The following is an 11194-nucleotide window of genomic DNA, read 5'->3' as shown; positions in this document are numbered from 1 at the left end:
CCTCGGGTACGGCTCCCGCCCGCCGGAGGCGTCACGACAGCACGGCCAGGGGATTGGCGACCGGGACGTACCCCGCCATCCGGTCCGCCGACCGGGTCCACCGGACCGAGAGGTTGGCCTTGGCGGGCAGCGGCGCCCCGGCCAGCAGGTCCGACAGCTCGCGCGGCCATCCCCGGCAGGCGGCGTAGCCCGCCAGCACCTCCCCGGCCGCCGCCCACAGCTCCCGCGCCGGCCCGGTCCCGCAGAGCGTGGCGGCGACCTCGGGGAGATGGTTGACCATCAGGCAGTACAGCACCCGGTTCCAGCCGCCCGCCGCGTCGTAGGTGAGCGCCTCGGCGACGCGGCGGGGAAGCCCCCGCAGGTCGTGGCGGCCGGCGACGAGCTTGGTCCCCTCCAGGTCGCGGAACACCGCCTCCACCGGCATCCCGGTGGAGTCGACCCCCACCAGCACGTTCTGCAGGTGCGGCTCCAGGACCACGCCATGGGTCAGATAGGCCTCCAGCACCGGGAGGGCGACGCGCTCCACGTAGGCCCGCCACCAGCGCACCGGGTCGGCCGCGACGGCCCCCGCCAGGGCCGGGACCGCGGCGTCCTCCGGTGCGCCCGGTGCGGCCAGGGCGCCGCTCAGCACGGGAGTGACCCCCGGCCGGCACACCGACCAGGGACTCATCCGGATGATCACTCCCAGCCCCTCCAGCAGCCGGGTGCCGAGATCGGCCGAGCGGTAGCCGGGCTCGGGGAGCCAGCGGGTGCCCGGGAACTCCTCCGAGAGCCTCCGGAACACCGGCTCCAGCCGGGATGTGAGCTCGACCGCCCCGGCCAGCTCGTACCAGGAGTTCTTCCGCACGCAGTTGGTGATCCGCACGTCCAGGCTGAACTTCAGGCATCGGTCGGTCACCGGCTCGTAGACCGTGCGGACCGACGAGGTCGGGATCGCCCGGCGGGAGCCGTACCCCAGGTCGACCAGCCGCCCGTCGGCCAGCGGGGCGGCCAGCTCGGCCGCGAGCAGGTCGAGCTGCCAGGGGTGCGCCGGGAGCAGGGAGTAGCCGGGCGGCGCCGCGCCGAGCGCGTCCAGCGGGGCGGTCCGGCCCGCCTCGGCCAGCACGTCGTCCCGGACCGCCAGGAGCCGGAGCGGGAAGCTCGCGTGGGCTTCCGGAGCGTACGCCAGCCAGTCCGGGCCGCCGCCGGAACCGCCGTCACCGAGGCCTCGCGCGAGCGCCTCCCCGGCTTCTCCCGCGCCGCCCGCCGTGTCCTTCCCCGGGCCGCCGCGCGCCTTGGGGCTGGGATGGAAGGGGTGCCCGAAGACCAGCGCCTGCTCGGAGGCGAGCCACGGGTCGGCGGGGGGCACCGCCTCCCGCCGGGCGCGCAGCAGCTCCGCCACCGCCTCCCGGCTCGCCCGGACCTGGGCGGTGAACTCCTCGTTCCCGCCGCCCAGCTCGGCCTCGACCAGCCGGGTCAGCAGATCGGCGGGGAGCGGCTGCCAGCAGCCGTCCTCCAGCCACTCCGGGGAGCCCTGGAAGCGCAGCGCGAGTCCGCCGTGGGCCCGCGCCCGCAGCAGGGCGCCCGCCACCCTCAGCAGCACGTACGGCCCGGCGTGCCAGACCTGCCCGCGCGGCCCGGCCACCTCCCGGATGGAGCAGCGCAGCAGCGCTGCCAGCGTGGCCTCCTCGGCGACGGCGGCGGCGGAGTCGAGCGCGAGGCTGGTCATGGCGTCCTCTGCTGGATCAGGGGCCGGATGGCCGCGGGGGGCTGCCGGAGGTAGTTGGGACCGCTGGTGCCGTAGAACTTGTTCACGTCGCGCGCCCCGGTGCGCGCCTTGTCCACCAGGGTTCCCGCGGTGACCATCGACTTGCCGACGAGCCGGGCGGCGTCGAGGGTCCTGGCCCGCAGCAGCCTGGCCATCGGGTCCTCGCCGTACGGCTCCAGCGCCTCGGCGAGCCTGTCCCGCAGCAGCCGGGCGGCGCGCGCCGGGGGCAGCGCGCCGAACGCCGGCGCTGCGGCGGCCAGGTGCAGGGTGATCGTCACGAACACGTCGGCGAGCGCGTGCGGGTCGTCGGTCAGCATGCGCCCGTCGGTGAAGCCGGGCACGGCCAGGCCCGCGGCCCGCAGCCGGTCGGGACAGGCGAGCAGGCCGTCGTTGTCCTTGACCAGCAGGCCCGGCGGGCCGTCGCCGAGCACGAGCGCGAGGTTCTGCTGGTGGGCTTCGAGCGCGGTGCCGTACCGGACGAAGAGCCGCACGCCGTACCCGAACAGCAGCCGCAGGTAGTCGCCGAGCAGTCGTTCCACGTCCCCGCCGCACCGGCGCTCCGCGAGCGCCTCGGCGACCGTGCCTCCCCCCGGCAGGGGGGCGAGCAGCGCGGCGACCGGGACGATCTCACCGGGCGGCAGGCGGCGGACGAGCCAGCCGAGGTACTCGTGCCCGGCGTGGGCGTGGGTCTGCTCGTCGGCCAGGAGGACCCCCGGGTACGGCATCGCGCGCAGCAGCAGCTCGGCCCGGGCCCCGTCGGCCAGCGTGCCGGGCTTGATCGACCGCCGGTTGCGCAGTCCGAGGGTGCTGGTGGCCAGCGGCAGTTTGAGCTGCGTGCGCTCGCCGGCCGCGACGGTGCGCATCGACAGCGTGGGCCTGACCGTCGCGTACGGCACGGGCCCCACGACCGCCCACGGGATCTCCCTGACGGCCGGGACCGTCAGCGGGTGCACGGGGAACAGCGTGTGCGTCTCCGCGAGCCCTTCGGCCAGCCCCACCTGCGCGAATCCCGGTGCCAGGGGCATGGCCGGTCCGGTGACCCGATCGCGGGGCACCGCCGCCCACCGCAGCTCGAAGCTCGGCGCGAACTCGGGTGCGTACGCCGTCAGCTCCTCGTCCGTCAGCCCGGACCGGGCCCGCGCCGTCGGATAGACCGGATGGTCCACGGAAGCCGCCAGCGTTTCGTACCGCACGCTCGGATCCAGGCGTGCCGGGACGTCCTCGCGGTGCCGGTCGTGGAGGTCGAGGGCGTGCAGGGCCTCGTGGCACTCGCGGACGAACGCCTCGACCCCCGGGGCGTCGGCCGGGGCGGCGATCTCCCGCAGCGTGCCGAGCACCTCCTCCAGCCGGAGGGACTCCTCGGGGGCCACCACGAAGTCCTGGAAGAGCGAGCCCGCTACCAGCCGGACCCGTCGCCCGCCGGGCAGGACCAGGGCGACACCGTCCTTGCTCCGGGTCACCCGGCCGGCCAGGCCGCCGTAGTCCTCGCGCAGCAGCGCGTCCAGGACCCGGGCGGCGAGGTACGGCTCCCGCCCGATGACGGCGGTTCTCCCCCTCATGCGATCACCCACGGACTCTCGGCGGCGAAAGCCGCGACGGCCGCGTCCACGCTCGCCCGGTCAGGCCCGATGGCGCGGACGATACCTAGATAGTCCCGGTTCGTATGGCTCCGGTCGATGTGCTCGCCCACCGTCCGCAGCGGCCGGTGCCAGAGCCGCACCGGATCCCCCGCGGAGGGCGCGATCCTTCCCGGGGCCGCCGCCACGGTCCCGGAGCGCTCGGCGACCAGGCTCAGCGCGGTCCCGTGGCCCCGGGCGGCGCCCGGGTCGCCGAGCCCCGCCCCGAGATGCACGCCGAGGATCCGCTCGAACAGCGGGATCTCCAGCAGGTCCGCCAGGAGGAGGTCGCAGTGGTCGCCGATCACCCGGTAGTTGACCTCGATGATCCGCGGCCCGGCCGGGGTCATCGCGTACTCGGTGTGGCAGGCCCCGAAGCCCGCGCCCAGAGCCTCCAGCGCCGCGAGCACGTGCTCGCGGGCGGGCGGGGCCTCCCAGTCCAGGCGCTCCTCCACGAAGTGCGGCAGCGGCCCGAGCGTGGTCCGGAAGCCGCCGAGGACCTGGATCTCCCGGCCGTCGCCCAGGGTCTCCAACGTGTGCAGCGGGCCGTCGAGGTACTCCTCCACCACCAGGGCCTCGCCCGGCCGGCGGTCGCGGATCTCCCGCACCGCCTCGGCCAGCTCACGCCCGTCCCGCACCAGCACGACGTCCTCGCTGGCCACGCCCTCGCGGGGCTTGACCACGGCGGGCAGCGGCACGTCCGCCGAGGGCACCGGGTCGCCGGGGGCCAGCCGTACCGAACGCACCGTCTCGACGCCGGCGGCCGCCAGCCGCCTCCGGGTGAGCGCCTTGTTCTTCGCCGTGGCGCACGCCCGCCAGTCCTTGCCGGGCAGGCCGAAGTACTCGGCCGCCAGGGCGGTCTCGGCCTGGATGTGGTCGGAGTTGGAGAAGACCGCGGCGGGCGGGTGGTGGTGGGCGATGACGTCGATCACCGCGCGGGCGTCGCGTACGTCGCAGGGGAGGACCTCGGTCCCGGACCGCTCGTACCGCTCCGGCCGGTCGGTCAGGATCGTGACGTCACAGCCCAGCGCGCGGGCCGCGGGCAGGAAGCCCTCGGTGACCGAGTCGGTCGGCTTGAGCGCGGTGAGGTACAGCCGCAATGCAGGACCCCCGATATCAGGTAAGGCTAACCTAACCCCCCGCATCTTAGCCGGAGGGAGATCATCATGCGGCCTGACCGGGGAATCGCGGTGTATGTCCGGCTCACCGGAAGGCGCGCCGGCCTGCCGTACGCCGTTCCCCGTCTTCGCGGGCGAGGGAGGAGCGGGCGGTGAGACCCCGCCGCCGCCGGGGTCTCACCCGGCGGCGATACGGTGTTCCATCGAGAAGGCGTGGACCTGGCGCGTCGCCGGACGTGACCGGTCCGGGGAGGACGGGACGGCGTGGAGATCACGGCAGAAGAAGGAGTGCTGGGGCCGCTGCTGCTCGCGCGCGGCGCCATCGACCGGTCGGCGGCGCACCGCGGCGACGCCGAGTGGCTGCGCCGGACCTGGGCGGACCCCGCCACCAGGGTCGTCGTCGTCGACGACGGGCGGGCGCTGGTACGGCGGCGAGGGGGAGAGGTCGGGCTCGTCCTGCTGTCCTCGGCCGAGGCGCCCGAGGGTGAGCGTTACCTGCTCGGCCTGGACGCCGACGGCACCGCCTACTTCGCGGTGGCGGCGCCGCTGGCGGAGACGGCCCGGGGCGGCCTCGCGGCCGGGGCGCTCGCCTTGCCGGGAGCCGTGGCGCTGCCGGAGGGGGAGCCCGTCGCCGCGGGGCTCCGCCAGGCCGGCGCCCTGCTGGCGGACCTGGACGCCGGACTGCTGGTCCACGCGGTCGCGCTGGAGGCCTGGCACTCCACCCACGAGTTCTGCCCGCGTTGCGGAAGCCGTACGGAGACGCGGGCGGGCGGGCACATGCGGATCTGCCCCGGCGACGGCAGCCAGCACTTCCCCCGGGTCGATCCCGCTGTGATCATGCTCGTCCACGACGAGGCGGACCGGTGCCTGCTCGCCCGGGGGCCGCAGTGGCCCCAGGGGCGGATGTCGGTGCTCGCCGGGTTCGTGGAGCCCGGGGAGTCCCTGGAGCACGCGGTGATCCGCGAGGTGGCCGAGGAGGTCGGCGTGAGCGTCGTCGCCCCCCGCTACCTGGGCAGCCAGCCCTGGCCGTTCCCGCGCAGCCTGATGCTCGGCTTCTTCGCGCGGGCCACGTCCACCGAGCTCGTCCCCGACGCCGAGGAGATCGCCGAGGCCCGCTGGTTCAGCCGTACGGAACTGCGGGCCGCTCTGGAGAGCGGCGAGCTGCGGCTGCCGCCGTCGGTCTCGATCGCGCGGCGGCTGATCGAGACCTGGTACGGCGAGGAGCTTGCCGGAGACTGGTGAGCGGGGGCTCCCGCGGCGCCACCGGTTTGTTTCCCCTTATATTCGCTCTATGTAGTCATGTGATAACTGTCGGTGTTTCTGTAGTTGGGCAGGGGTATTGACTCTCCGTGCCCGTCCCTGACCGCCTGTGACGGCGGGCGGGGCCGGGCGCGATCGGAGCTCGGGTCCATCGGGGGGCCGGAGCGAGAAAGAAGCGAGAGTCATATGAGCAAGACACTGTGCCGCATCGCGTTCACGGCGATCGCCGCGGCGGCGCTGACCTTCACCGGCTCGACCGCGGCCATGGCCGACGACCCCCAGGGGTGGCCGGGGAACGGCTCCACCTTCTTCAAGACGTCCACGACGCACGCCGGTCCGACCGGGGCCACGAGCACGTACACCGTCAGCTACGCGAACTGAGCCTGCAGGACTTCGCTCTCCATGATGTACGGGTGGAGCCCCGCCGGTAGCCGGGCGGGGCTCCGCAGTCTCACGAAGGAATCACACATGACCGGTATGACAGTGCGCCGTCTCCTCGGCGCAGGAGCCGTGGTGGCGTCGCTCGGACTCGCCGTCCCCTGCGGGACCGCCCTGGCCGAGGGGACGTTCTGGGAGCGGTCCCAGAGCCAGGCGGGTCCCAACGGGGTGATCCTGAACCTCGTGCGCGCCTTCGCGGACGACGAGGGCAGGGTCCTGTTCGAGCGGCTGCGCTACACGGCGGGCCGCAACGGAGCCAGGGTCGACCGGACCGTCAGCGGCGCGGGCGGGAGCGCGCATCCGGCCGGTTCGGGGATGGCGGTCACGTCCCGCCGGTGATCCGGCGGCCGGGCCACGGGATCAGGCGGCGCCTTCGAGGAGCCGCCTCACCTCGTTGACCGAGGGATTGGTCAGCGCCACCTGGCCGGCGGGGGAGTGCACGACGACCGTGGGCACCGTCTGGTTGCCGTTGTTGACGCTCATGACGAAGGCGGCGGCATCCGGGTTCTTCTCGATGTCGATCTCCTCGTAGGAGATCCCCTCGCGGGTGAGCTGGGCCTTCAGCCGCCTGCAGGGGCCGCACCAGGTGGTGGTGTAAACGGTGAGCGACATGTCGTCAAAAACCCCCTCATGTGATGTTTGGCGCTCAGTGACAACACAGCGAGGGCCGTCCATCTTCCCGGAGGCCGTCCCCGATCAGAGCAGCCTGCCCGCGATCCACTCCTGGACCCGCTCCGCCACGCCGGGCAGCCGGTAGAGCGGAGAGCTGTGCTCGATGCCGGGCTCGGTCAGCACCGTCACCGGCACGCCCACCTGGCGCAGGCGGTCCTGGAGCTGGAAGCTGTGGGAGGAGGGCACGAACTCGTCCTCCGAGTGCACGCTCAGCACGGGGACGTCACCGCGGCTCGCGTGCTCGGAGACCTCCATGCTCTGCCAGATCCTGGCGCACTTCCCGGCGGGCGCGCAGCCTCCGGCGAGCTGGATGGCGGCCTCGCGCAGCTTGCGCTTGTTCGGGTCCAGGGTGTCGGCGCCGTCGATGTAGGCGGTGAGCGGGGAGACCACGGGGGAGATCCCGACCACGCCCTTCAGGCCGGGCAGGCCGCCGGTCTTGTAGGTGCCGACCGCGGTGGCCAGGTGACCGCCCGCGGAGAAGCCGACGACCACGTAGTTGTTCGGGTCGAAGGACCACAGGGCCGCGTGCCGCCGCGCGGTGGCGATGGCGTCGAAGGCGTCGATGCGCTGGGCGGGCCACGCCGCGTCACCGGAGAGACGGTAGTTGATGTTGAAGACCGTGTAGCCGAGCTCGGCGTAGCTCCGGCTCACCTCGGTCATGTACTTCTTGTCTCCGGAGGACCACCAGCCGCCGTGGATCAGGAAGACGCCCGGCCGCTTCAGGTCGTCGGACTGGTACCAGACGTCCATCCGCTGGCGGGAGTGCCTGCCGTACGCGACGGTGTCGACGATGGTGCCCTGGGCGAGGGGCTGGGGCGTCGCCGTCGCCGTGGGCTCCGGGTCGCCCTTGCCGCTCTGCGGGGCCGACGCGCCGTGCGCAGAGGAGCCGTGCGCAGAGGAGGCGTGCGCGAGGGAGGCATGCGCGACGGAGGACGCCTGCACCGCGGACGGTGCGAGGACCAGTGTCGCCAAGGCAAGCGCACCCACGGTTGCCGCAGTTCGCACGGGCTGTCTTCCTTTCCCCCTGGGGCCGAGTCGGAACCCATTGTGGAGCAAAGAAGCCTGTTTGCGCATCTCAGGGGTTGCACAGGCGGCAGGCGGTACGGTGCCAGAATGGGCGAAGCTTGGCCAGTGACTGGAAAAATGGTGCCGTCCGTCCCGTCGGCAGCGCTGAAGGAGTCCCATGGAACCCGCTGACGTCCTGGCGGGGCTGGACCCCGAGCAGCGCGCGGTCGCCGAGGCCGTGCGGGGCCCGGTCTGCGTCCTCGCCGGCGCGGGCACCGGCAAGACGAGGGCGATCACCCACCGCATCGCGCACGCCGTGCGCAGCGGGGCGGCCGACGCCCAGGGCATCCTGGCCGTGACGTTCACCACACGGGCCGCGGGGGAGCTGCGGCAGCGGCTGCGCGCGCTCGGCGCGCCGGGCGTGCAGGCCCGCACCTTCCACGCGGCGGCCCTGCGCCAGCTCACCTACTTCTGGCCCCGGGTCATCGGCGGCGACGCGCCCACGGTGATCGAGTCCAAGCTGCCGCTGCTGATCGCCGCCGCCCGCCACGCCGGGAGCGACCTCGAGCGCTCCGACCTGCGCGACGTCGCCTCGGAGATCGAGTGGGCCAAGGTCATCCAGATCGGCCCCGAGGACTACGCCGAGGCCGCGCGCAAGGCGCACCGCACCCCGCCGGTCCCGGCCGAGGAGGTGGCCCGCCTCTACGACGCCTACGAGACGATGCGCCGCGACCGGCACCTGATCGACTTCGAGACGATCCTCGAGCTCACCGCCGCGCTGATCACCGAGCACCGCGAGGTGGCCACCCAGGTCCGCCAGCAGTACCGGCACTTCGTCGTCGACGAGTACCAGGACGTCAACCCCCTGCAGAAGCTGCTGCTCGACACCTGGCTCGGCGGTCGCGACGACCTGTGCGTGGTCGGCGACCCCAACCAGACGATCTACTCCTTCAACGGCGCGACCCCGCGCTACCTGACCGGGTTCGCGGTCGAGCACCCCGACGCCGCGGTCATCAAGCTGGTGCGCGACTACCGCTCCACGCCGCAGGTCGTCTCCCTGGCCAACCGGGTCCTGTCCGCGGCGCGGACCCCGCACCGGCTGACCCTGGTCGCCCAGCGCCCCGACGGCCCCGACCCCGTCTTCGCCGAGTACGACGACGAGCCCGCCGAGGCCGAGGGGGTGGCGCGCGCGGTGCGCAGACTCGCCGACGGCGGCGTGCCGCTGCGCGAGATCGCCGTGCTGTTCCGGGTCAACGCCCAGTCGGCGGCCTACGAGGAGGCCTTCGCCAAGGCCGGCGTCCCCTACCTCGTACGCGGTGCCGACCGGTTCTTCGAGCGCCCGGAGGTCCGCCAGGCGGTCGTGCTGCTGCGCGGGGCGGCCCGCTCGGCCGGGGCCGACGACGACCTGGCCCCGACCGTCCACCACATCCTCGCCGGCGTCGGCCTCACCCCGCAGGCCCCCGGCGGCGGCAAGGCGCGCGAGAAGTGGGAGTCGCTCAAGGCCCTGGCCGACCTGGCCGAGGACATGGCCGCCGAGGGCGCGGACCTCGCCGGCTTCGTCATCGAGCTGGAGCGCCGGGCCACCGAGCAGCACGCCCCGCCGGTCGAAGGTGTGACCTTGGCCTCCCTGCACGCCGCCAAGGGCCTGGAGTGGGACGCGGTCTTCCTGGTGGGCGTCACCGACGGCATGCTGCCGATCATCTACGCCGAGACGCCCGAGCAGATCGAGGAGGAGCGCCGCCTGCTGTACGTGGGGATCACCCGGGCCAGGGCGCACCTGACGCTGTCGTGGGCGCTGGCGCGCTCTCCGGGCGGCCGCCGCTCCCGGCGTCCCTCCCGGTTCCTCGACGGGCTCACCGGCCGTCCGGCCGGCCGGAGCCGTACGGCCCCGGCGGCACCCGGGGAGCGGCGCTCGGCCCCCGCGACGGTAAGCTGCCGGGTCTGCGGCAAGACTCTGGCCGCCGCGGCCGAGCAGAAGCTCGGCCGGTGCGCCACCTGCCCGGTCGACTACGACGAGGGACTGCTGGAGCGCCTCAAGGCGTGGCGCACGGCCGCCGCGAAGGAGGCCAAGGTCCCGCCGTACGTCGTCTTCACCGACGTCACCCTCCAGGCCATCGCGGAGCGGGCGCCGGTCTCCGAACAGGACCTGCTGGCGATCGCCGGAGTCGGACGCATCAAACTGGAGCGGTACGGCGATGCGGTGCTCGGCCTGTGCCGGGCGGCCGCGGACGGAACGGAGAACGTGTGAACGAGGCGCTCAAGGAGCTGCTGGCCCTGCTCGACCTGGAGCAGATCGAGCTCGACATCTTCAGGGGACGCAGCCCCGAGGAGCGCATCCAGCGTGTCTTCGGCGGTCAGGTCGCGGCCCAGGCGCTGGTCGCCGCGGGCCGCACGGTGCCGTCGGACCGGCACGTGCACTCGTTGCACGCCTACTTCATCCGCCCCGGTGACCCGGCGATCCCCATCGTCTACAACGTCGAGCGGGTCCGGGACGGCCGCTCCTTCACCACCCGCAGGGTCGTGGCGGTCCAGCACGGCAAGGCGATATTCACCATGTCGGCCTCCTTCCAGGTGCTGGAGAGCGGTGTCGAGCACCAGGCGTCGGCGATGCCGGACGTGGTCGGACCGGAGGAACTGCCCGAGTTCCAGGAGCGGATGCGCGAGGTCCTGGGCGACGAGTCGCCCTGGCGGGAGTGGCTGAGCAAGCCGCGCCCGGTGGACGCGCGCTACGTGACGCCGCTCACCTGGGAGGCGCACCGCGACCCCGAACTGCGCGGCGCGGAGACGAACGTGTGGTTCCGCTACGACACCGAGCTGCCCGACGACCCGCTGCTCCACGTGGTGCTGGCCGCCTACGCCTCCGACTACACGCTGGTGGACACGGTGCTGCTGACCCACGGCCTGGCCTGGGGGGCCTCCAACGTCGTGGGGGCCTCGCTGGACCACGCGATGTGGTTCCACCGGCCCTTCCGCGCCGACGACTGGGTGCTGTACGCCCAGGAGTCGCCCTGGTCGGGGGCGGCGCGCGGACTCGCCAGGGGGCAGATGTTCACCCGATCCGGCGAACTGGCGGTGTCCGTGGTGCAGGAAGCGATGATTCGCGTCTCGTAGACCGTAAAACTGCAGGTAGAAAATATGTTGCCCCCTTCCCGCCCACGGGTTTAGGGTCATGGTCAAGCGAGTCGGACACCCCTGTCCGGCGATCTGTGAATGGAGGTGAGTCCGCTGTGAAGAGCTACGTGATGTCGGCCCTGACCGGGCTCACTTCCGCATGCAGTGGCACGACCCTGCCCAGAGTCGATCGCCAGGTCATTCTCACGGATGCACCGGCCGTTCGA

The 11194-nt window shown here is 73.3% G+C and carries 10 protein-coding genes; 5 read left to right on the top strand and 5 right to left on the bottom strand.

Features of this window, described 5'->3' with window-relative positions; all coding sequences use genetic code 11:
* Positions 1-31: 31 nt before the first annotated feature.
* The 3 genes from HS041_RS37505 to HS041_RS37495 are packed head-to-tail and all read right to left on the bottom strand — an operon-like array spanning position 32 to position 4463.
* Entirely contained in the window at positions 32-1708 is a 1677-nt protein-coding gene (locus tag HS041_RS37505; protein WP_196445677.1) for an IucA/IucC family protein, read from the bottom strand.
* Positions 1705-3306: an IucA/IucC family protein gene (locus tag HS041_RS37500; protein ID WP_196445676.1), complete on the bottom strand. Its 1602-nt coding sequence runs from the start codon at positions 3304-3306 to the stop codon at positions 1705-1707. The genes HS041_RS37505 and HS041_RS37500 overlap by 4 nt, the downstream gene beginning before the upstream one ends.
* Entirely contained in the window at positions 3303-4463 is a 1161-nt protein-coding gene (locus HS041_RS37495) for an ATP-grasp domain-containing protein (protein WP_196445675.1), read from the bottom strand. Before HS041_RS37495 ends, HS041_RS37500 begins: the two co-directional genes overlap by 4 nt.
* A 282-nt stretch (positions 4464-4745) precedes the next feature.
* On the opposite strand from HS041_RS37495, the gene nudC reads away from it, so the two are divergent.
* The 3 genes from nudC (at position 4746) to HS041_RS37480 (ending at position 6518) form a co-directional block, all read left to right on the top strand.
* Entirely contained in the window at positions 4746-5723 is a 978-nt protein-coding gene (gene nudC, locus HS041_RS37490) for an NAD(+) diphosphatase (RefSeq protein ID WP_196445674.1), read from the top strand.
* A gap of 204 nt (positions 5724-5927) precedes the next feature.
* Positions 5928-6122, top strand: a complete 195-nt coding sequence (locus HS041_RS37485; protein WP_196445673.1) for a hypothetical protein — start codon at positions 5928-5930, stop codon at positions 6120-6122.
* An 87-nt stretch (positions 6123-6209) separates the two neighbouring features.
* Positions 6210-6518 (top strand): hypothetical protein, encoded by a 309-nt coding sequence (locus HS041_RS37480; RefSeq protein ID WP_196445672.1) that lies wholly within the window; start codon positions 6210-6212, stop codon positions 6516-6518.
* Positions 6519-6539: 21 nt separating this feature from the next.
* Here the strand turns inward: HS041_RS37480 and HS041_RS37475 are convergent, their stop codons facing one another.
* Together HS041_RS37475 and HS041_RS37470 are read right to left on the bottom strand one after the other, a co-directional pair.
* Complete coding sequence (locus HS041_RS37475) at positions 6540-6791, bottom strand: mycoredoxin (RefSeq protein ID WP_196445671.1); 252 nt, start codon at positions 6789-6791, stop codon at positions 6540-6542.
* A gap of 84 nt (positions 6792-6875) precedes the next feature.
* Complete coding sequence (locus HS041_RS37470; RefSeq protein ID WP_230880403.1) at positions 6876-7823, bottom strand: alpha/beta hydrolase; 948 nt, start codon at positions 7821-7823, stop codon at positions 6876-6878.
* 211 nt (positions 7824-8034) lie between these two features.
* On the opposite strand from HS041_RS37470, the gene HS041_RS37465 reads away from it, so the two are divergent.
* A complete protein-coding gene (locus HS041_RS37465; RefSeq protein ID WP_196445669.1) occupies positions 8035-10104 on the top strand; it encodes an ATP-dependent DNA helicase UvrD2 in 2070 nt (689 codons plus the stop codon).
* Positions 10101-10967 (top strand): acyl-CoA thioesterase, encoded by an 867-nt coding sequence (locus tag HS041_RS37460; RefSeq protein ID WP_196445668.1) that lies wholly within the window; start codon positions 10101-10103, stop codon positions 10965-10967. The genes HS041_RS37465 and HS041_RS37460 overlap by 4 nt, the downstream gene beginning before the upstream one ends.
* The last annotated feature ends 227 nt before the right edge of the window (positions 10968-11194 follow it).

Origin of the sequence: Planomonospora sp. ID67723, from assembly GCF_015711605.1 — a bacterium.
Classification (GTDB): Bacteria; Actinomycetota; Actinomycetes; order Streptosporangiales; family Streptosporangiaceae; genus Planomonospora_A.
This window is presented reverse-complemented; position numbering and strand designations above follow the sequence as displayed.

Excerpts from the sequence above, each read along its gene's own strand:
- HS041_RS37465 (WP_196445669.1), top strand. The coding sequence starts at position 8,035 with ATGGAACCCGCTGACGTCCTGGCGGGGCTGGACCCCGAGCAGCGCGCG.
- HS041_RS37505 (WP_196445677.1), bottom strand. The coding sequence starts at position 1,708 with ATGACCAGCCTCGCGCTCGACTCCGCCGCCGCCGTCGCCGAGGAGGCC.
- HS041_RS37480 (WP_196445672.1), top strand. The coding sequence starts at position 6,210 with ATGACCGGTATGACAGTGCGCCGTCTCCTCGGCGCAGGAGCCGTGGTG.
- HS041_RS37500 (WP_196445676.1), bottom strand. The coding sequence starts at position 3,306 with ATGAGGGGGAGAACCGCCGTCATCGGGCGGGAGCCGTACCTCGCCGCC.
- HS041_RS37475 (WP_196445671.1), bottom strand. The coding sequence starts at position 6,791 with ATGTCGCTCACCGTTTACACCACCACCTGGTGCGGCCCCTGCAGGCGG.
- HS041_RS37485 (WP_196445673.1), top strand. The coding sequence starts at position 5,928 with ATGAGCAAGACACTGTGCCGCATCGCGTTCACGGCGATCGCCGCGGCG.